Raw genomic sequence first — 18,576 nt, 5'->3', positions numbered from 1 at the left:
GTCGGTCCAAGGGGCCGCGGGGCGGCAAGGGGGTCACGGGGCGGCCGACGAGGGCCCGGAGCGTGGTCCTCCGGGGGCTCGCCGGGCGGTGTGCTGAGCGGACAGGAACGCCTGCATGCCGCGGCTCAGCGCCTCCCGCTCGGCAGGGGTCATGGCCGCCAGGACCGCAGCGAGCGCCTGCGACCGGTGGGAGGCCACTTCTCCCAGCACCTGCCGACCGTGCCCGGTGAGACTGAGCTGCACCTCTCGGCGCTTGCGGGGGTGCAGCACCCGTTCCACCAGCCCGGCCGCCTCCAGCCGGTCACACAGCCGGCTGGCGGTCGGCAGCCCTATCTCCATGCCCTCCGCCAAGGACGTGAGGTTCAGCCCCGGCTCCAGCTCCAGGACCCGCAGAGCCCGCAGCTGGTGCGGCGACAGCCGCAGGCTGGCCCGCTGGGCCGCCTCCGACCACAGGGTCGAAAGGTCGTCCACCGCGTCGAAGATCCCCAACGCGAGGGACCGCAGCTCCTCGCCCCGTCCGCCCGCCTGGCCGTCTCCGAAGCCTCCGAGACGCGTCACGCATCCATCACTTCCAGCAATCGCCTGCCCATGCGTATACCACCCTCATACAAGCGCGGTACCCGAACAGCCGCCGACCAAGCACCGCCGGTGGAGCCATCGTAGGCAGTTGGGCCGGGAATCGGGTGGTCGAGATGCCAGGGGCGAAAACAGACCGGACAATAAGTGCGTTCCGGGTCAGCTCCATTTCTCGGTGCGGACACCAAGCGAAGGCGTGCGGCGGCGAAGGGCGGCTGAGAACTCGGACATGAGCCCGCTTGCGAGTGGCGTTACGGATCGCGGTGCACGACCAGGCTCTCCACGCCGTACGACAGCTCGTTCACGGTGTCATCGGGCCGCGGATGGTAGCGGCCCGCGCAGACGGACAGGTTGACGATGAGGGAGGCGTGCCAGTCCGCGCCGACGCCGCGTCGGTCGGCGAAGACCTCTTCGCCGTTCAGCAGCCAGACCACACTGTTCCTGCCGAACGTCACGCTCAGGCTGATCACCGCTCCGGGAGCGACCGCGCTGTCGCGGACGTAACTGCTGCTCCGGCGGACGTGGTTGGTGAACTCCAGCAGGTCCGGGTTGTCCGGGTGGTACTCGAAGACATCGACTTCGTTGCCGCCGTCCCGCCAGGTCCAGATCGCCGGCCAGGCGCCCACCCCGACCGGGAGGCGCACTCTGGTCTCCAGCCGGTCGCCGGTCCGGACCATGAAGGCCTCCGCGCTCTCCTCGGTCGTGAGCAGGCCCGCGTCCCACAGCCCGTCGGGACGGTGCGTGGCCCGGAACAGGCCGTCACGGCAGTAGGAGGGATCCGGGGTGAGGTGGTCGAGCTTGTCGTCGCCCGGATTGGTGGGGCCGCCGTCCGGATAGGCCCAGGACCGCCCGGCGACCCACTGGCGTTCGGAAGTGAAATCAGCGACGAACACGACAGCACTCACGCCGGGGCTCCTTCTTCTCGATCGCACATCACGCGCTCCTGCGGTGATCCCCGCCGCTGATTGCGTCATGCCGACACCTGGGAGGACGGCCCTTCTTTCATGCGAACGGGTGATGCGAACATCCGCCGGCGTGCGCCGCGGGGCTCAAACCGAGCCATCTACGACTGCAGAGGAACCGGGTGGCTGCCGCTCTGCCGGAGACCGCTACATTCGAGCATGATGGAAACCCTGATCACCCCTGGACAGGAGAGTATGGGTTCATGAGCGCCGACGCCCAGCTGACGGTAGTGGACACCCGCGGGCCCCTGGCCGTGGCCGCCTTGGCCGGCGAACTGGACCACCACACCCTCACCGACCTCGCCCCGCGGGCCTACGAGCTGGCAGGGGCCCATCAACGGCTCGTGCTGGACCTGTCAAGGGTCACCTTCTGTGACTCCTCGGGGCTGAACATGCTGCTGCAGCTGCACCACACCGTGAGCGAGGAGGACGGCTGGCTCGCCGTGGCCGGGCCACCCTCGCAGACCCTGCGGCTGATGACCCTCACCGGTGCCGACAGGGTGATACGCGTGCACGACAGTGTCGATGAAGCCCTTGCGGCCCACTCCGAGGGAACGGAATAGCGGGACGGGGGAGAAGGGGGCGCTGCGGGCGCTGCGGGATTCTTCCTTGCCTGCCCGCAGCGCCGGGCCCGGCCCTCAGCGCGTGGGGGAGAGCCAGGTCCGGCGGGGCGGACCGTCAGGCATCAGCTGTCGTGCGACGGACGCGTACGTCCTCGATCGGGCGCCGGGGCACGCCGAGCGCGTAGCCGGCAGCCCTGGCGGGAGGTGCGGCGGGGGAGGCGGCCGCCGTGCCGAGATAGGTGTGAGCGGCCTCGAGGGCCTGCTCGATGTCGCGGGTGCCGGTGGACACGCACAGGGTGTAGGCGAGGTCCCGCAGGCGCTGACTGGGGGCGTCGGCTCCGGTACGGCCCTCCTCCTCGACGAGGAGAGTCTCGTACTCCCTGACGAGCGCGTGCAGGCGTGCGGGAAGAGGCATCAGCATCGGACGGACTCCTCGGGACGCGGAAGCGGGCTCACTGAGCGGAGCGGTTGCCGGACCGCTGGGTCATGACCTCGTCGCGGACGCGGGCGCAACTGCGGTTGATGAGCCGAGAGACGTGCATCTGGGAGATGCCGAGCCGGTCGGCGATGCGGCTCTGGGTCATGTCCTCGAAGAAGCGCATGTAGAGGATGGCCCGGTCACGCTCGGAGAGCCTGCTGAGCCCCGCCTTGGCGGCCTCGCGGTCGACGATGCGGTCGTACGAGGCGTCGGGCGCGCCCAGCGTGTCGGCCAGGCTGTAGCCGTCGTCGCTCGAGGCGAGTTCGACGTCCAGCGACAGGGTGCTGAAGCTCTCCAGCGCCTCCATCCCCGCGCGCACCTCGTCCTCGGTGAGCCCGGTGTGCTCGGCGACGTCCGCGATGGTGGGCTCGGCGCTGCCGGGGTTCTGGGTGAGTTCCCTGCGGGCCACCCGGACCCGGTTGCGCAGCTCCTGCACCCGGCGCGGGACACGCAGGGCCCACATCCGGTCGCGGAAGTGCCGCTTGACCTCGCCGGTGATGGTCGGGACGGCGTAGCTCTCGAACGCGCCGCGTTCCGGCTCGTACCGGTCGACGGCCTTCACCAGGCCGAGCGCGGCGACCTGGCGCAGGTCCTCGATGGACTCGCCCCGGTCGCGGAAGCGGGACGCGATGCGGTGGGCCATGGGCAGCCAGACGGCGACGAGTTCGTCGCGCAGTGCGGATCGCTCGGGACAGTCCTCAAGTTCCGCCAGCCGGGCGAAGCGCTCGGCGGTGTCCGGGGCGTCGTCGTGGTTGCGCCGGGCGCGGGTAGCGGTGGCGGTGGCGGTGTCCGACGGAGCGGCGTGGGGGGTGGACGTGGGAGTGTCGATGAGCATGCGGAATCGCTCCTGAGCGTGTTTTCAAGGCACGATCGGAACAAAAGTCCCGGGTCATGGCCTGAACGGGGATGCCAGGGTCAGCCGCGAGGAGGAGTAGGCCGGGACCCGCCGACAGCGGGCCCGCGCGGACGTACTGCTCCCCGCTGGGCGCGCCTCCGGTCCGAAGCACAAGATTCCGCCTGCCCCCCGTCTCCGCCCACAAACACCAGGTTCGCCGTAGTTCTCAAAATCCGTTCCGCTTGGTGCGTGCCTCGCCTGTCACGGGGCGGATGCCGGGACCTGCTGCCGGGCGTCGACAAGGGGAGACACCGCCGCCGCGGCCTTGGCGTGGAGGGAGTCCAGGGATATGAGCTGGTCCTCTGCCCTGCTCAGCAGGTGCAGCAGCTCGTCGGAGTCCAGGCGGGGATCCACTGCCGCGGCGCGGTGCAGGGTGCGCCACAGAAGAATCTTTCCTTGCACCCCCAGCCGCATGGCTTCGAGCTCGATCAGCAGGGTCAGGCCGGAGCGGCGCAGCAGGCGGCCGTTCGGCTTGGCCCGGCCCACCTTCTCGCCCAGCCAGGCCGCGTAGATCTTGTAGCGCCTGGGCGTGACCTCCAGGTCGGCCATGAGACGCAGCAGGGCTGCCCGGTCCTCGGCGATCGCGGAGGCCAGGGAGCGCAGTTCCTTGCCGTGCGCCGACTCGCCGTGTTCCTGGACCATGCGGCGGGCCAGTTCGACGCCGCCGGTCGCGCCGGCCAGATGGTCATTGAGGTAGATGGCGAGCATGCGCTGCGGCGCGGGTGCGCCGTCGGGGCGGGGGGCTGTGGCACTCATGAGCTGCCTCCGGGAATCGGAACGGTGTCGATGGATGCCGAGTGCCCCGTCTGCCGTGGCCAACCGCTGGATGCGGAGGGCTTTCCGCCCATCGCGTTCTTGTTCCGGCCGGTCCGCTTCAGGCGCTGACGCCTTTCGCCTTCTGCCCAGCCGCGGGTGCTCGTGTCAGCATGACCGGCATGACGAGTACAGGGCACACGCCGGCCGTCACACCATCACCCGATCCGGATTTCGGTCCAGGCCGCGCTTTCGCATCCGGGCTTCCCCCGCTCACCCTCGGCGCCGAGGAGGAGTTCCTGCTGGTCGACCCCGTCTCCCGGGAACTGCGTGCGGAGGCCGAGACGGTGGTGGCTGAGGCGGCAAAGGAGCTCGGCGACCGGGTAGGCCCGGAGATCACCCGCTACCAGGTCGAGACCCGCACCGTCCCGCACAGCAGCCTCGCCCGCTTCGCCGACCAGATTCGCACCACTCGCCGCTGCCTCGGCGGCGCCGCCGCACGCCGGGGCCTGCGCATCATCTCCTCCGGCACCCCTGTCATCGCCCCGCCCGGGCCGCCGCCGCTGACCGACGACGTCCGCTACACCCGCAGCGCCGCCCAGTTCCGGGCCCTGGACGACGAGCAGATCGCCTGTGCCTGCCACATCCACATCGGCGTCCCCGACCTCGCCACCGCCCTGGAGATCAGCAACCATCTGCGGCCCTGGATCCCCGTACTCATCGCGCTGTCGGCCAACTCTCCCTACTGGGCGGGCCGGGACACCGGCTACGCCAGCTGGCGTACGACCACCTGGGGACGCTGGCCGGTCGCCGGCCCGCCGCCGTACTTCGAGTCCCCCTCGCACTACGAGGATCTCGTCGCCGGCCATCTCGCCACCGGCGCGATCATGGACCGCGGTGGCCTGTACTGGGACATCAGGCCCTCCCACCACTTGCCCACCCTGGAGTTCCGGGCCGCCGACGCCACCGCCACCGCCGACGACACCGTCCTGCTCGCCGGACTCGTCAGAGCGATGACCGCCGCGGCCCTAAGCGCCATCGACGCGAAGGAGCCGGTCCCGCGGCCCGCTCCGGACCTGCTGCGGGCCGCCTGCTGGCGCGCCGCACGCGACGGCCTCGCCGGTGACCTCATCGATCCGGCCACCGGCCGTCTGACCCCGGCCATCAGCCACGTCGACGGCCTGCTGGCCCGCCTGCGTCCGGCGCTCGATCACCACGGCGACACCGAACTCGTGCACCGGCTCTGGTCGCGCCTGCGCAACCACGGCAGCCGCGCCGATGCCCAACGCGCCGTCCACCGCCGGCGTGGCCGTCTCGCCGATGTCGTCGACCACCTCATCTCGGGTGTCACGGCGCAGCCTTCCGACCGGCCTGCGTGACACCTCCGGTGCCTGGAGGTGCCGGTCTTCGCCCGGGCGGGTAACAACGGCGGCGTCGGGGGGAGTACGTCCGAGCCGTCGACCTCGGCATCCCCCCAGGGTGGTCAGCGAAGCCGTGGGCGCCGGTGACGACTGGGGCACGTTTCGGACGGGGCTCGTGAGACACCCGAGTGATCGGTAAGCGTTTCTCCCCACGGGACAGCCAGGCCCGCAAGTCGGCACACAAGAACCCGCCCGCACGGGCGAGCAAGGAGAAGTCGTGACCGTACCGGAGGAGAACCGGCCGAAGACGACGTCCACGGACGACGTCGTACGGACGCCGGAGGAAGCAGCGACCGGCGAGCAGGGCAACGGCGCCACCGGCCGCACCATGCGGGAGGCGATGGAGGAGGCCGGGCTCAGCCCGGAGAACCTGCGCGAGGGGTCCTGAACCCGGCTTGCCGGCACCCAGATCGAACAACCGGGCCTCGGCTTCGTCCAGGTCGTCGACGGCGAAGCAGAGGTGGAGCTGCTGGGAAACATCCTGGTCCGGCCAGCTGGGAGCCCGGTAGTCGTCGACGCGCTGAAATCCGACGAAGAGCCCGTTCTCACTCGTGAGACCGGCGAAGTTGTCTGTGCGCTTGCAAGGCCCCACCCGAAAGGCGCGCTTCAGGCGCCGAGGCCGACGACCTCGTCCAGCGGCGGGGTGGGGGGTGCCTGGACCAGGGCGGTGAGGGTGGAGCGGCGCAGTTTCTCGAAGGCGGTGAGGGGGTGGTGGCGGCGCGCGTTCTTGAGTTCGTCCATGAACGACTCGCGGATGCCGGTGGAGCCGATGCGGCTGCTCATGACGGTGGTGTCGGGCACACCGTCGGCGTCACGGCTGCGGCGCAGGTCGAAGACGAAGCGGCGGGCGAAGTTGAGGTGGGCGGTGGCGACGCGGACGTTCTCGGCCAGGAGCAGGTAGCAGGCGGTCAGTTCCCGGTGGGCGGCCGCGATGGCCGTCAGTTCGTCAGGAGTGGCGCGGTTCAGGGATTCCTCGTCGAGGCCGGCGCGGGCGAGGACCTGCCGGGGGAGTGGGGTGACGCCCGTCAGACGGCTGAGGCGTCGCTGTCCGTCGGGCAGGAGCGCCGGGTACAGGCGGCGGACGTAGGAGATGTAGTCGGGGATGTCCAGGCCCAGGATGAGGTCGCGGGCGATGAACTCGGTGTCGGCGGCGCCGCTGGGCGGGTAGTCGCCGGGCTCCCAGTGGTTGGTGAACTGGCGCCAGGTGTCGGTGAAGAACTCCGGTGACATGCGCTCGCCTGCCGGGAGGCGGGTGAAGTGGGCGAAGAGCCGGTGGACTGTGCCGAGGAGGCCGGCCGCCGCGGTCATCCGAGCGATCCGCTCGTCCGTGGCCGATTCCGTGCCGAGCAGGGGTTCGATGAGGTCGTTGGCGGCCAGTTCCACGCCCTCGGCCGACTTCACGAACCCGAGCAGTTGCCGTTCGCGTGGATCACCGGTGTAGGTGCGGGTCTGCCCGTCGCCGAACACGCCGGGAGCGTGCCACTCCTGCCCGGCCCAGCGGACGTGGACGGTGGGCGGGTTCCAGTGGAAGTAGGAGACGTAGGTGTCGCGGTCGGGGTGCCCGGTCCGGGTGCGGGCGGCCACGCGGGCGAGGTACTGGCGGTAGGGGCGGCCGTGCACGTCGAGTGCCGCGAACAGAGTGCTCGTGTCGCCGACCGGGATGCGGCCCTGCTCGACGTGGTGGCGCACGCACGCCGAGCCCCACCTTCCCATCAGGACGGTGATCTGCTGGGCCTGCGCTGGTGTGTAGGTGTCGGGGTCCTCGGCCAGCAGCGGAAGCGCTTGAGTCGCCAGTGCCTTGACCAGGCTCTCGCACGGGTCACCGTGGAAGAGCACCCCCTGGTTCAGGCGCGGGAACTCCGTGAGGGTCCAGGTGTTGAGGCGATGCGCGGTCATGTGCCGGTCTTCTTTCGTGCCAGGGTCAGGCCGTCGCAGGCGGGGCATCACCAGACGCACCCGGGGGTCGCGTACGGCGTGCCGGTGGAAGGTGTGGACGCCGTATGGGGGCGAGCCAGGGAGGACGAACTGCGACCGCCAGGTCGGGGGCGAGTCCGTGGATCATGACCTGCCTCAACGGTCCTACGGCGGCGATGTCACGGGAGTCCGCCGCGCGATCACCGGAACAGGCTCGTCGCTCCTCGTCGGTGGGGACGGAAGACCCCGCGGAGAAATGTGTTGCCAGCCACGTAATCTCGCGCTACTTTTATGTGGTCGGCCACAGAAGCGGTCGGTGAAGCCCCTCCCCAGGAGTGCGTCATGACCACTGCTTCCGCGACCGATGCTCTTGCCCGCCCCCCCGTACGACCCGAGCTGGGCGAACTGCACGCCAACAGCCCGCTGCCCTCCGCGATCACGGCGGAGATGATCGAGCCGCTGCGGGCCGCGCCCTTCACCGCCCCGATCGAGGAAGTCCTCGCCACCCGCGCGCTGGGCCACCGCGTCGTCACCGTTCCCGGCCCGGACGGCGAGCTGACGGCCTCGGTGTTCACGCCCCGCGACAAGAGGGCCGCCGCCGCTCCCGCCATCTACTTCCTGCACGGCGGCGGCATGCTCATCGGTGACCGTTCCACCGGCATGGCGAACATCCTCGACTGGGCCTTCGAGCACGGGGCGGTCGTCGTCTCCCTCGACTACCGCCTCGCCCCCGAACCCCCCGCCCCCGCCCCCGTCGAAGACGCCTACGCCGGATTCGTCTGGACCGCCGCCCACGCCGCGGAACTCGGTATCGACCCCGAGCGGATCCTCCTCGCCGGCACCTCCGCCGGCGGTGGACTCGCGGCCGGAGTCGCGCTGCTGGCCCGCGACCGCAAGGGGCCGACGGCGCTGGCGCAGCTGCTGATGAGCCCCATGCTCGACGACCGCGACAACACCGTCTCCACGCTCCAGTACTCCGGCACCGGTTCCTGGAGCCGGGAGAGCAACACCACCGGCTGGACCGCACTCCTGGGCGATCTTCGCGGCACCGAGGCGGTCTCCCCGTACTCCGCCCCCGCCCGGGCCGAGGGCCTGTCCGGGCTGCCCCCGGCCTTCATCGACGTCGGCTCCGCCGAGGTCTTCCGCGACGAGGACGTCACCTACGCCTCCCGCCTGTGGGCGGCCGGTGTCCAGGCCGAACTCCACGTCTGGGCCGGCGGCTTCCACATCTTCGACGGCGCCGCCCCTGCCGCGGCCCTGTCCACCGCCGCGCTCGCTGCCCGCACCGCCTGGGTGCGCCGCACGCTCAGCGCCTGACAGACCCCGCCATCCCCACGGCCGCCAAGGGCCGTACGCCCAAAGGAGACTGACATGACCGCCGCCTATCTCGCACAACACGAGCAGCAGCAGAAGCTGGAGTGGCTCGACGGCAGCACGTTCTCCGTCCTGCTCGACAAGGACGCCACCGAGGGGCAACTCACCGTGGGCCGTTTCGATGTCGTCAGAGGCGAGGCCCCGCCCTTCCACATGCACACCCGCGAGGACGAGATCTTCATGCTCATCAAGGGATCCGCTCTGGTGTGGGCGGGGGAGGAGGAGCACGAGCTGCGCGAAGGAGGGATCGTCTACCTGCCGCGCAACATCCCGCACTCCTACCGCATCACCTCCGAGCGCGCCGACCTCCTCATGATCGCCACCCCGGGCGGCATCGAGGGCATGTTCCGTCACGCCGGACGCGACCTCACCACGCCGCGTCCCGACGGCTTCGAGATCCCCAAGTCACTGATGGCGGAGGCCGCCGAACTGTATGGCGCCGTCGTCGTCGGCCCTCCGCGCTGACCTCTTCACGGGTGCCTACGGGTTACCGGCGACCGTCCTCCGCGCTCCCGTCGCCGTGACTCCTGTCGGCTACCGGCGACTGCCTGGCCGGGCTCCCGCGCCGCGCCTACCGGCTACCAGCGGTCACCCGCCCCCCAACACCCTCCCGCACCCGCCACAGCTCGCCACCGGCCGCGGAGCACGGGCATCGCCACCGCCGGCCCCGGCAACCAGGACTACCTCACCGCCCTCGGCGCCACCGCGACCATCTACGGCGAGGGCCTGGTCGACAGGGTTCGGGCCCTCGCTCCCAACGGCGTGGACGCCGTACTCGACGCCGCCGGCAAGGGCGCCCTGGAAGACTCCATCGCCCTGCGCGGCGGAACCGAACGCATCATCACCCTCGCCGACTTCCGCGCCCACCAGATCGGCATCACCTTCGCCGACGGCCCGCAGCAGCGCTCGGCCGACCGCCTCGCCGCCCTCGCCCGGGCCGCCGCGACCGGCAAGCTGGTCACCGCCGTCGGCGCCACCTACCCCCTCGCCCGGGCCGCCGCCGCCCAGGACGTCAGCGACCGCGGTCACGTCCGCGGAAAGCTCGTCCTCACCGTCGACTGACCCGCACGGGACCACCGCCCACTCGCCACCCCGGGTCGCCATCACCCCTCATCACCCCGACTCGTCGCGCCACGCCTCACCACCACCCCTCACCATCACCCCTCATCACCACACCGAAGGAACACCCATGCTCAACGCCCTGTGGACCCCCGCGACCGTCGGCGCCCTCGCCCTCCCGCACCGCCTGGTCATGGCCCCCATGACCCGGGACCGCTCCACACCCGAAGGTGTGCCGACCCCCCTGAACGCCGAGTACTACGCCCAGCGCGCCTCGCACGCGCTCATCATCACCGAAGGCACCCAGCCCTCCGCCGACGGCCAGGGCTACCTCCTCACCCCCGGCATCCACAACGACGACCAGATCGCCGGATGGCGCACGGTGACGGACGCGGTCCACGCCGCCGGCGGGCGGATCGTCATCCAGCTCATGCACGTCGGACGCATCTCCCACCCCGACAACACCCCCCACGGCCGGCAGCCGGTCGCGCCCTCGGCGATCCGCCCCCAGGGCGCGATGTTCACCGCCTCCGGACCCCAGGACATGCCGACGCCCCGCGCCCTGTCCACTGGAGAAGTCGCGGCGACCGTCGACGACTTCCGCCGTGCCGCCGCCGCGGCCATGGCGGCAGGCGCCGACGGCGTCGAGATCCACGGCGCCAACGGCTACCTGGTCCACCAGTTCCTGTCCGCCAACACCAACCAGCGGACCGACCGCTACGGCGGCTCCATGGAGAACCGCATCCGCTTCGCCGTCGAGGTCGCCACCGCCGTCGCCGACGAGATCGGCGCCGACCGCACCGGCCTGCGCATCTCTCCCGGCAACCCCTTCAACGACATCGCCGAGACCGACACCGCGGAGGTGTACCCCGCCCTCGCACGCGCCCTCGCCCCGCTCGGCCTCGCCTACCTGCACCTCCTCCACGCCGGCGACGAGGCCCTGCTGGACACCCTGCGCGCAACATGGCCGACCACGCTGATCCTCAACCGCGCCGGCACCGACGTCGCCACCCGAGCCAAGGACATCGACAACGGCACGGCCGACCTCGTCTCCGTCGGCGCCCTCGCCCTTGCCAACCCCGACCTGGTCCACCGGCTACGCTCGGACGCGCCGCTCAACACCCCCGATCCGGCCACCTTCTACGGCGGCGGCGCGGCCGGATACACCGACTACCCCACCTACACCGCCTGAGGACCAGACCATGCCCGCCCCCACGCCCCACATCCCCTCCACGGTCAGCGGTGGACAGGTGAGCTACGCGATCTTCCAGCTCGCCCGCGCCCACCGCGGCTACGCCGCCGCGATGCTCCGCGACATGGACCTGCACCCCGGTCAGGAACTGCTGCTGATGCAGCTTCTGGACCGCGACGGCCAGACCCAGTCCGAACTGCTGGAAAGCGTCGGCCTGGACCACTCCACCGTCTCCAAGTCCCTGCGCCGCATGCAGGAAGCCGGCCTGCTCACCCGCCAGCCGGCCGAACACGACCGGCGGGTCATGGTCGTCCACCTCACCGACAAGGGCCGCGCCATGCGGGAGCCCATCGTGGCCATGTGGAAAACCCTGGAAGAGGCCTCCGTCCGCGACCTCTCCAAGGAGCAGGCGGAGTCCTTCGTCCGCGACGCGTACACGATCGCCAACGCGATCAGCACTCGCGAAGCGGCCCGCCGGGACGGAGCGTAGACACCTGCCGGGCGGGTTACCGGGAAGGCGCCTCGTAGCGCTTCGCCCGCCGAGGATGGAGATTGGCCCGCCCGGCCTCGCCGTCGTAGTGCGCCAGGACCTTCGGGTCCATCACGCGGCGCCACAGCGGGGGCGCCCAGGCCAGGACGATCATGGAGGCGTAGCCGGAGGGCAGTTGGGGGGCCTCGTCGAAGTGGCGCAGGGTCTGGTAGCGGCGCAGCGGGTTCGCATGGTGGTCGGAGTGGCGCTGCAACTGGTACAGGAAGATGTTGCTGGTGGTGTTGTTGCTGTTCCAGCTGTGGCGTGGGGCGACTCGCTCGTACCGCCCGTCCGGTCGCCGCTCGCGCAACAGGCCGTAGTGTTCGAGGTAGTTGACGGTCTCCAGCAGCAGGATGCCGCACGCCGCCTGGACGAGCAGGTAGGGCAGGACCACCGGTCCGAGGACGGCGGCGAGCGTGGCGAAGACCAGCGCGGTCAGGGCCCACGCGGTCAGTACGTCGTTGCGGTACGACCAGGTGCGATGCCCGCGCCGGTCGAGGCGACGGGTCTCCAGGCGCCAGGCCGAGCGCACGCTCCCCGCGACCGTTCGGGGCAGGAACGCCCACAGGCTCTCCCCGAGCCGCGAACTCGCGGGGTCCTCGGGGGTCGCCACACGGATGTGGTGACCGTGGTTGTGCTCCACGTGGAAGTGTCCGTAGCCGGACTGGGCCAGCGCGAGGCGGGCCAGACGGCGTTCGACCGTCTCCCGCTTGTGCCCGAGTTCGTGCGCCGTGTTGATGGCGACACCGGCGACGACGCCCACCGTGGCGGCGAGGCCCAGCGCTTCCGGCACGCTCATGCCGTCGGACCACAGCAGGCACGCGTACAGCAGACCGGCGTACTGCAGGGGCAGGTACAGGTAGGTGCACCAGCGGTAGTACCGGTCCTCCTCCAGCAGCGGTATGGCCTCGTCGGGAGGGTTTTCCTGGTCCGGGCCGATCAGCGCGTCGAGCAGCGGAATGAGGACGAAGGCGAAGAACGGCCCCCACCACCACAGCGCCTGCCAGCCGCTGACGGCCACCAGCGCCGTGGCCTGGAAGGGCAGGGTGGGGACCGCCAGGCCGAGCAGCCACGCGTAGCGCTTGCGGTCGCGCCAGGGTGTGCCGGCGGGGGATGCGGGAGGTGTCGTCGACGGTGCCGTCATCGGCTGAGCTCCTTGGGGGCGTTCGGGATCCGGAGACTCGGCGAGGGTGGCACCGACGGCTGTCGCTGACAATCGGGGGCGTGCTGTCAATGTTCTGACGCTGCGTCAGCTAGAGCTCATGCCGGCGCGGGCCGCTTTCGCCGCCGAGGTGACGGGCGCGTTGTCCCGTGCCTCCCGAGGTGGCAGCCCCGCTGACGAAGCGTCAGAACGTTGACGCCGAGTCGCTCTGGGCGGCGCCTGGCCGTCATGGCACGCTGGCCGTCGGCGGATTCCCCGTGTGCTGTCCGCCGAGCAGGTAACGCGCCCGTGCCGCCGCTGACAGATCCCGCCGCGGCGGCACGGGCGCGCTCCTGCGGGCGGACCGGCGCCGCATGCAGGTGGGGCAGGGTCAGGACGGGCTCGTGGCGCAGCTCTCCGGGGTGCCGTTGTACGGGTTCGCGTCCGGGACCCCGTTGGTGACGCTGCGGCGGTAGTAGCCGCACGTGGGACGGTTGGCGAAGTCGAAGGTCGCGCCCGGGGTCAGCCGCCAGATCTTGTAGTCGGAGTAGGTCAGCGGCCGGCCCGCGACGGCCCGCTCGGGCTGGTGGTCACCGAGGACGACATAGGCGTTCGCCCCGTACTGGGTGGCCAGGCCGTTCCTGTCGATGAACAGCGAGCCCCGCTCGTCGACACCGACTCCCCAGGCCCGACCGCCCGGGGTCAGGCCGTCCTTGACGGCACGGGCCACGAACGCCATGGTGCGGCCCATGCGATCACGGGCGCTGAAGTGGGAGTCGTTGACGACACCGGCGTAGTGGGGCCACTCGAACATGCCGGTCGTGAAGGTGACGGAGCGGTCGTAGGGGTCCGCCAGGGCGTCGGCGCTGGTGGCGCTGCCGCCGCACGCGTCGTACACCACGGGGCTGCTGACGTGGTGGCCCGCGCTGCCCCCGCCCGCCCCGCCGCCCTTGGCGACCACGGACTCGACCGAGGTCTCCAGTGCCGTGCCCTTCCAGCGCACGTACCGGCACTGGTCGCCGCCCGCGAAGTACACGAACTCGGCCTGGCGGATGTCGGCGTTGGCCTGGGTGTTGTTGCCGTCGGCGGCGCGGGTGAGTGTCCACGTGGTGCAGGAGTTGACCCCGGCCAGCCGCATGACGGTGTCGCACTCCGGGGTCCTGCTGCCCGAGGACGGTGCTGAGCCGGCGAGGACGACGACGTCGAGGGAGCCGGTGTTGCCGCGGATCGTGTCGAGGGCGCGGCTCATGGAGCCGGGGACGACCGAGCCGTCGCCGTTCATGGTGAACGCCGGCCCCTGCCAGCCGGCGCGGTCGGCGTCGGCGGCGTTGCCCAGGCGGATCCGGTCGGCCGCTGCCTGGGCGGGGGCGGCGGAGCCGAGGGTGGCGGTGAGGGAGAGCAGCGCCAGGGCGGCGGCGGTCGCCGAACGGCGTCTCAGGCGTAGGGACATGGATCCTCCGGAGTTGAGATGCGGTGTGCTAGCGGACGGTACAACTGGTCAGCTGTGGCTGGAAGATGTACCGCACGATCGACTTGAGGTCATGTGAAAAGGGCAGGTGAATGGTGATCTGCCGAGGTCCAGGGGTGTTATCGCGGCTCGTTACGTGAACGTAACGCGCGATACATCTAGCCAAGATTGCGGGCGTTCTGTAATTTCCGGAGTGTGGTCGGCGGCGTCTCCGCCGGCCAAGGCTTCCGAGAGGTCCGACCCGCCATGAACGCTCGCACGGTCCGCCGTCTGGCGACCGCCACCGTAGTGACCACCGCCCTCACCGCCCTCAGCGCCTGCTCCACCGGTGACGACACCGCACCGGCCGCGAGCGGCAGCGTCACCGTCGCCGGCGTCAAGATCGAGAAGGACCCCGTGCTGCACGACGCGCTGCCGGCGGAGATCAAGGACGCGGGCACCGTCAAGGTCGCCACCGATGTCCCGTACCCGCCCTTCGAGATGTACGTCAAGGAAGGCGAGAGCGAGCTGACGGGCCTGGACTACGACCTCGGCCAGGCCCTCGGCGCCAAGCTGGGTGTGCGGTTCGCCTTCACCCCGCAGAAGTTCGACGGGATCGTCCCGGCCATCCAGGCCGGCAAGTTCCACGCGGCGATGTCGGCCATCACCGACAACAAGGAGCGGCAGCAGGTCGTCGACTTCGTCGACTACTCGCAGTCCGGCTCCGGCATCCTCGTCGCCGAGGGCAACCCCGAGAAGCTCGCCACCCTCGACGACCTGTGCGGGCAGAAGGTGGCCGTGCAGGCCGCCACCAACCAGCTCGACCTGCTCAAGAGCCACCAGGCCACCTGCGAGAAGACCGGTGGCGGCCGGATCGACATCCAGACCTTCCCCAAGGACTCCGACGCCCAACTCGCCCTGCGCTCCGGCAAGGTCGTCGCCCAGCTGCTCACCAAGCCGGCCGCCGGCTGGACCGCCAAGTCCGCCGACGGAGGCAAGACCTTCGACCTCGTCGAGGACCCCACAGCACCCGGCGGCTACAACGCCTCGCCCAACGGCATCGCCGTCACCAAGGAGTTGCCGGAACTGACCGACGCGATCCAGATGGCCCTCCAGGCCCTCATCGACGACGGCACCGCCACCAAGATCTTCGACAAGTACGGCGTCGCCTCCATCGCGGTGAAGGAAGCCACCAGGAACGCGGCGGTCGACTGAGCATGGTCGAGCTGAAGACACCCCGGAACATCACCGCGCCCGCCCACGGGCTCGCGGCGGACGACCTCGTCGTCGTGCCGGTACGCAACTACGGCCGGTGGGTGGCCGCCGCGGCGGCTCTGGCCGCCCTGGTCGGGCTGGCCGGTTCGCTCGCCAGGAACGACAACCTGCGCTGGGACATCGTCGGTGAGTACCTCTTCGCGGACCTCATCTTCGACGGCCTGTTCACCACCCTGTGGCTGACCGCGGCCGCCATGGTCCTCGGGCTCGCCCTGGGCACGGTCATCGCGGTCATGCGGCTGTCCACCAGCCCCGTCCTGTACGGACTGGCCACGTTCTTCGTGTGGATCTTCCGCGGTACGCCGCTGCTCGTACAGATCATCTTCTGGGGTTACGCCGCGGCCCTGTACCAGTACGTGCTGATCGGGATCCCGTTCACCGACATCACCTTCTTCCGGGCCGAGACGAACTCCCTGCTGACACCGGCCGTCGCGGCCCTGCTCGCCCTCGGGCTCAACGAGGCCGCCTACGCCTCCGAGATCGTGCGCGCCGGTATCCAGTCCGTCGACCCGGGGCAGACCGAGGCCGCCCACTCGCTGGGCATGCGCCCCGCCCTCACCATGCGCCGCGTCGTGCTGCCCCAGGCGATGCGCGTCATCATCCCCCCGATGGGCAACGAGACCATCAACATGCTGAAGATGACCGCACTGGTCTCCGTGATCTCCGCCCACGACCTGATGTCCAACATCCAGGACGTGTACGCCCAGAACTACCAGGTCATCCCCATGCTCGTCGTCGCGAGCCTCTGGTACCTCGCCCTGGTGACCGTGCTAGGCGTCCCGCAGGCGTGGCTGGAACGCCGCTACGGCCGCGGCACCGCCCGCGCCCAGCACGTGTCCCCCCTGCGGCGCCTGCTCGGCGGCGTCACCCGGCCCGCGCAAGCGAAGAACGCACAAGCGAAGAACGCGCAAGTGAAGAACAAGGAGGCCGGCCGGTGAGCGCCCCGACCGTGCACGACGCAGGCGTGCCGATGGTTCACGCGGAAGGCGTGCGCAAGCACTACGGCAAGCTGGAGGTCCTCAAGGGCGTCGACCTCACCGTCCGGCGCGGCAGCGTGTGCTGCCTGCTCGGGCCGTCCGGTTCGGGCAAGTCCACCTTCCTGCGCTGCATCAACCACCTCGAGAAGGTCGACGGCGGCCGGCTCACCGTCGACGGCGACCTCGTCGGCTACCGCCAGCACGGCGGCAAGCTGCACGAACTGCGGGAACGGGAAGTGGCCGAGCGGCGCCGCGACATCGGCATGGTGTTCCAGCGCTTCAACCTCTTCCCGCACATGACGGCGCTGGAGAACGTCATCGAAGCACCGGTCCGCGTCGCCGGCGTGGCCAGGGCACAGGCCCGCCAGGAAGCGCGGCAGCTGCTGGAGCGGGTCGGTCTCGCCGACCGCGCCGAGCACTACCCGGCAGAGCTCTCCGGCGGCCAGCAGCAGCGCGTGGCCATCGCCCGCGCCCTCGCCATGAAACCCAAGCTGATGCTGTTCGACGAGCCGACCTCCGCCCTCGATCCGGAACTCGTCGGCGATGTCCTGGACGTGATGCGCCAGTTGGCCGACGACGGCATGACGATGGTCGTCGTCACCCATGAGATCGGCTTCGCCCGCGAAGTCGGTGACACGGCCGTCTTCATGGACGAGGGAGTCATCGTCGAGGCCGGTGATCCGCGGCAGGTCCTGGTCGAACCCGAACAGGAACGCACCCGCGCGTTCTTGTCCAAGGTTCTGTGAGCGCCCCCTCGCGGCAGCGGCCCCGGCCCCGCCCCGCCGACCTGCTCGGCCCGGCCCGCAGCCGTCTTGAGCGCTATCTGCACGACCTCGCCCGCCTCGTCGCCATCGACTCCGGCTCGTACAGCCCCGACGGAGTCAACCGGGTTGCCGACTGGGTGCAGGCGTCCCTGACCTCGCTCGGATTCGCCGTCGAGCGGATCCGGCCGCCTGCCGCGGACGGTCCACCCTCCGACGCCCTCCGCACGGGAGACGTACTGGTCGCCCGTAAGGCGGGCCGCCTCGCGGCAGCGGACGGCGGGCGCAGGATCCTGCTGGCGGCCCATATGGACACCGTGTTCGAGGACGGGACCGCAGCCGAGCGGCCCTTCACCCTGGACGGCACCCGGGCGCACGGTCCCGGAGTCAGCGACGACAAGGGCGGTCTGCTGGCCGGCTTGACCGCCCTGGAGCTGCTGCGGGAGCAAGGCATCGCGGAATACGCCGAGTTGGTGTTCCTGGCCACCCCGGACGAGGAGATCGGCTCCCCGGTCAGCCGGGCGGTCACCGAGAAGGTCGCCCGCGGCGTCGACTACGCCCTCGGACTGGAGTGCGCGCGAGAGAACGGGGACCTGGTGGTCGCCCGCAAGGGCGTTGCGGACTTCCGGCTCACCATCACCGGCCGCGCCGCCCACGCCGGCATCGAACCCGAGCGCGGCGCAAACGCCGCCCTCGCCGCGGCGCACCTCGTCGTGGCTCTGCAGGCCCTCAACGGGCGCTGGGACGGCGTGACCGTCAACGTCGGCGTCGTCCGGGCCGGCCACCGCCCCAACATCGTCTGTGCCGAGGCCGAACTCCGCCTGGAGGTACGCGCGGCCACCGCCGCCGACGTACGCAAGGTCAGGCGGGCCATCGAGGACGCCGCCGCATGCCCCGCGGTCCCCGGCACCGCCGTGACCGTCGAGCAACTCGACGACTGCCCGCCGATGGAGGCGACCGAGGCGTCGCACCGGATGTTCGCCGCGGCCGAACGGGCGGCGGGGGCACTCGGGTTCGCCCTCGGCGCCACGGCCACCGGCGGGGTCGGCGACGCCAACCTGATCGCCGGCGTGGGCGTTCCGGTCCTGGACGGACTCGGTCCGGTCGGCGGCGCCGACCACAGCCCGCAGGAGTGGCTGGACACCGCGAGCGTGCCCCAGCGCGTCGCCCTGCTGGCCTCGCTGATCGTCGCGCTCGGCGACAGCGGCGGCGACGCATGACCGCCGGACCCCCGGCCGTACCGCACCCGGACCTCCCGG

19 protein-coding genes and 2 pseudogenes are annotated in these 18,576 nt (G+C 70.9%); 12 read left to right on the top strand and 9 right to left on the bottom strand.

Annotated features, from left to right (window positions below; genetic code table 11):
* Positions 1–33 precede the first annotated feature (33 nt).
* Both ACWD1Z_RS26040 and ACWD1Z_RS26035 read right to left on the bottom strand, forming a co-directional pair.
* Positions 34–558 carry a MarR family winged helix-turn-helix transcriptional regulator gene (locus ACWD1Z_RS26040; RefSeq protein WP_451121997.1) on the bottom strand — a complete coding sequence of 175 codons (525 nt, stop codon included), beginning with the start codon at positions 556–558 and terminating at the stop codon, positions 34–36.
* Positions 559–827: 269 nt separating this feature from the next.
* Positions 828–1,481 carry a beta-glucanase gene (locus ACWD1Z_RS26035; RefSeq protein ID WP_451121996.1) on the bottom strand — a complete coding sequence of 218 codons (654 nt, stop codon included), beginning with the start codon at positions 1,479–1,481 and terminating at the stop codon, positions 828–830.
* Positions 1,482–1,741: 260 nt separating this feature from the next.
* Here ACWD1Z_RS26035 and ACWD1Z_RS26030 point away from each other — a divergent pair, with 260 nt between their 5' ends.
* Positions 1,742–2,101 (top strand): STAS domain-containing protein, encoded by a 360-nt coding sequence (locus ACWD1Z_RS26030; RefSeq protein WP_451121995.1) that lies wholly within the window; start codon positions 1,742–1,744, stop codon positions 2,099–2,101.
* Between the two features lie 115 nt (positions 2,102–2,216).
* On the opposite strand, the gene ACWD1Z_RS26025 is transcribed toward ACWD1Z_RS26030, so the two are convergent.
* The 3 genes from ACWD1Z_RS26025 to ACWD1Z_RS26015 all read right to left on the bottom strand — a co-directional run bounded on the left by ACWD1Z_RS26025 (position 2,217) and on the right by ACWD1Z_RS26015 (position 4,230).
* The gene (locus tag ACWD1Z_RS26025; protein ID WP_451121994.1) at positions 2,217–2,522 is read right to left on the bottom strand and encodes a DUF5133 domain-containing protein; all 306 of its coding nucleotides are present in this window, start codon (positions 2,520–2,522) and stop codon (positions 2,217–2,219) included.
* A gap of 31 nt (positions 2,523–2,553) precedes the next feature.
* The gene (locus ACWD1Z_RS26020) at positions 2,554–3,414 is read right to left on the bottom strand and encodes a SigB/SigF/SigG family RNA polymerase sigma factor (protein ID WP_451121993.1); all 861 of its coding nucleotides are present in this window, start codon (positions 3,412–3,414) and stop codon (positions 2,554–2,556) included.
* 261 nt (positions 3,415–3,675) lie between these two features.
* Positions 3,676–4,230 carry a hypothetical protein gene (locus tag ACWD1Z_RS26015; RefSeq protein WP_451121992.1) on the bottom strand — a complete coding sequence of 185 codons (555 nt, stop codon included), beginning with the start codon at positions 4,228–4,230 and terminating at the stop codon, positions 3,676–3,678.
* 179 nt (positions 4,231–4,409) lie between these two features.
* Between ACWD1Z_RS26015 and ACWD1Z_RS26010 the strand changes: the two genes are divergently transcribed.
* Positions 4,410–5,606, top strand: coding sequence for a carboxylate-amine ligase (locus ACWD1Z_RS26010; RefSeq protein ID WP_451121991.1), 1,197 nt, complete (start codon positions 4,410–4,412; stop codon positions 5,604–5,606).
* Between the two features lie 259 nt (positions 5,607–5,865).
* Positions 5,866–6,036 carry a hypothetical protein gene (locus ACWD1Z_RS26005; RefSeq protein ID WP_451121990.1) on the top strand — a complete coding sequence of 57 codons (171 nt, stop codon included), beginning with the start codon at positions 5,866–5,868 and terminating at the stop codon, positions 6,034–6,036.
* Here the strand turns inward: ACWD1Z_RS26005 and ACWD1Z_RS26000 are convergent.
* Positions 6,028–6,258, bottom strand: a pseudogene (locus tag ACWD1Z_RS26000) (VOC family protein); the annotation flags it as partial. The gene ACWD1Z_RS26005 and the pseudogene ACWD1Z_RS26000 sit on opposite strands and share 9 nt — an antisense overlap.
* Positions 6,255–7,544: a hypothetical protein gene (locus ACWD1Z_RS25995; protein ID WP_451121989.1), complete on the bottom strand. Its 1,290-nt coding sequence runs from the start codon at positions 7,542–7,544 to the stop codon at positions 6,255–6,257. The pseudogene ACWD1Z_RS26000 and the gene ACWD1Z_RS25995, both read right to left, overlap by 4 nt.
* A gap of 360 nt (positions 7,545–7,904) precedes the next feature.
* On the opposite strand from ACWD1Z_RS25995, the gene ACWD1Z_RS25990 reads away from it, so the two are divergent.
* From ACWD1Z_RS25990 to ACWD1Z_RS25970, 5 genes and pseudogenes are all read left to right on the top strand, one after another.
* Complete coding sequence (locus ACWD1Z_RS25990) at positions 7,905–8,879, top strand: alpha/beta hydrolase (RefSeq protein WP_451121988.1); 975 nt, start codon at positions 7,905–7,907, stop codon at positions 8,877–8,879.
* A 54-nt stretch (positions 8,880–8,933) separates the two neighbouring features.
* Positions 8,934–9,401, top strand: a complete 468-nt coding sequence (locus ACWD1Z_RS25985; protein WP_451121987.1) for a cupin domain-containing protein — start codon at positions 8,934–8,936, stop codon at positions 9,399–9,401.
* A gap of 157 nt (positions 9,402–9,558) precedes the next feature.
* Positions 9,559–9,998: pseudogene (locus ACWD1Z_RS25980) on the top strand (zinc-binding dehydrogenase); the annotation flags it as partial.
* 127 nt (positions 9,999–10,125) lie between these two features.
* Positions 10,126–11,187, top strand: coding sequence for an alkene reductase (locus ACWD1Z_RS25975; protein ID WP_451121986.1), 1,062 nt, complete (start codon positions 10,126–10,128; stop codon positions 11,185–11,187).
* Between the two features lie 10 nt (positions 11,188–11,197).
* A complete protein-coding gene (locus ACWD1Z_RS25970; RefSeq protein ID WP_451121985.1) occupies positions 11,198–11,677 on the top strand; it encodes a MarR family winged helix-turn-helix transcriptional regulator in 480 nt (159 codons plus the stop codon).
* 16 nt (positions 11,678–11,693) lie between these two features.
* On the opposite strand, the gene ACWD1Z_RS25965 is transcribed toward ACWD1Z_RS25970, so the two are convergent.
* Together ACWD1Z_RS25965 and ACWD1Z_RS25960 are read right to left on the bottom strand one after the other, a co-directional pair.
* Positions 11,694–12,860, bottom strand: a complete 1,167-nt coding sequence (locus tag ACWD1Z_RS25965) for an alkane 1-monooxygenase (RefSeq protein WP_451121984.1) — start codon at positions 12,858–12,860, stop codon at positions 11,694–11,696.
* Between the two features lie 388 nt (positions 12,861–13,248).
* Entirely contained in the window at positions 13,249–14,307 is a 1,059-nt protein-coding gene (locus tag ACWD1Z_RS25960; RefSeq protein ID WP_451121983.1) for a hypothetical protein, read from the bottom strand.
* 264 nt (positions 14,308–14,571) lie between these two features.
* On the opposite strand from ACWD1Z_RS25960, the gene ACWD1Z_RS25955 reads away from it, so the two are divergent.
* The 4 genes from ACWD1Z_RS25955 to ACWD1Z_RS25940 are packed head-to-tail and all read left to right on the top strand — an operon-like array spanning position 14,572 to position 18,537.
* Positions 14,572–15,519, top strand: coding sequence for an ABC transporter substrate-binding protein (locus ACWD1Z_RS25955; RefSeq protein WP_451121982.1), 948 nt, complete (start codon positions 14,572–14,574; stop codon positions 15,517–15,519).
* A 2-nt stretch (positions 15,520–15,521) separates the two neighbouring features.
* Positions 15,522–16,517 carry an amino acid ABC transporter permease gene (locus ACWD1Z_RS25950; protein WP_451121981.1) on the top strand — a complete coding sequence of 332 codons (996 nt, stop codon included), beginning with the start codon at positions 15,522–15,524 and terminating at the stop codon, positions 16,515–16,517.
* Between the two features lie 32 nt (positions 16,518–16,549).
* The gene (locus ACWD1Z_RS25945) at positions 16,550–17,302 is read left to right on the top strand and encodes an amino acid ABC transporter ATP-binding protein (RefSeq protein ID WP_451122081.1); all 753 of its coding nucleotides are present in this window, start codon (positions 16,550–16,552) and stop codon (positions 17,300–17,302) included.
* Positions 17,299–18,537, top strand: coding sequence for a M20 family metallopeptidase (locus ACWD1Z_RS25940; protein WP_451121980.1), 1,239 nt, complete (start codon positions 17,299–17,301; stop codon positions 18,535–18,537). The genes ACWD1Z_RS25945 and ACWD1Z_RS25940 overlap by 4 nt, the downstream gene beginning before the upstream one ends.
* Positions 18,538–18,576 lie beyond the last annotated feature (39 nt).

It is taken from the genome of Streptomyces sp. NPDC002784 (assembly GCF_053592135.1).
The sequence above is the reverse complement of the archived record's forward strand: the minus strand, read 5'-3'. Positions and strand labels throughout refer to the sequence as shown.

What these genes read in the sequence shown, in the direction of transcription:
- ACWD1Z_RS26015 (WP_451121992.1), bottom strand. Translation starts at nt 4,230, where the DNA reads ATGAGTGCCACAGCCCCCCGCCCCGACGGCGCACCCGCGCCGCAGCGC.
- ACWD1Z_RS25955 (WP_451121982.1), top strand. Translation starts at nt 14,572, where the DNA reads ATGAACGCTCGCACGGTCCGCCGTCTGGCGACCGCCACCGTAGTGACC.
- ACWD1Z_RS25950 (WP_451121981.1), top strand. Translation starts at nt 15,522, where the DNA reads ATGGTCGAGCTGAAGACACCCCGGAACATCACCGCGCCCGCCCACGGG.
- ACWD1Z_RS25985 (WP_451121987.1), top strand. Translation starts at nt 8,934, where the DNA reads ATGACCGCCGCCTATCTCGCACAACACGAGCAGCAGCAGAAGCTGGAG.
- ACWD1Z_RS25990 (WP_451121988.1), top strand. Translation starts at nt 7,905, where the DNA reads ATGACCACTGCTTCCGCGACCGATGCTCTTGCCCGCCCCCCCGTACGA.
- ACWD1Z_RS26020 (WP_451121993.1), bottom strand. Translation starts at nt 3,414, where the DNA reads ATGCTCATCGACACTCCCACGTCCACCCCCCACGCCGCTCCGTCGGAC.
- ACWD1Z_RS25995 (WP_451121989.1), bottom strand. Translation starts at nt 7,544, where the DNA reads ATGACCGCGCATCGCCTCAACACCTGGACCCTCACGGAGTTCCCGCGC.
- ACWD1Z_RS26010 (WP_451121991.1), top strand. Translation starts at nt 4,410, where the DNA reads ATGACGAGTACAGGGCACACGCCGGCCGTCACACCATCACCCGATCCG.
- ACWD1Z_RS25970 (WP_451121985.1), top strand. Translation starts at nt 11,198, where the DNA reads ATGCCCGCCCCCACGCCCCACATCCCCTCCACGGTCAGCGGTGGACAG.
- ACWD1Z_RS25965 (WP_451121984.1), bottom strand. Translation starts at nt 12,860, where the DNA reads ATGACGGCACCGTCGACGACACCTCCCGCATCCCCCGCCGGCACACCC.
- ACWD1Z_RS26030 (WP_451121995.1), top strand. Translation starts at nt 1,742, where the DNA reads ATGAGCGCCGACGCCCAGCTGACGGTAGTGGACACCCGCGGGCCCCTG.
- ACWD1Z_RS26025 (WP_451121994.1), bottom strand. Translation starts at nt 2,522, where the DNA reads ATGCTGATGCCTCTTCCCGCACGCCTGCACGCGCTCGTCAGGGAGTAC.
- ACWD1Z_RS25960 (WP_451121983.1), bottom strand. Translation starts at nt 14,307, where the DNA reads ATGTCCCTACGCCTGAGACGCCGTTCGGCGACCGCCGCCGCCCTGGCG.
- ACWD1Z_RS25975 (WP_451121986.1), top strand. Translation starts at nt 10,126, where the DNA reads ATGCTCAACGCCCTGTGGACCCCCGCGACCGTCGGCGCCCTCGCCCTC.
- ACWD1Z_RS25945 (WP_451122081.1), top strand. Translation starts at nt 16,550, where the DNA reads ATGGTTCACGCGGAAGGCGTGCGCAAGCACTACGGCAAGCTGGAGGTC.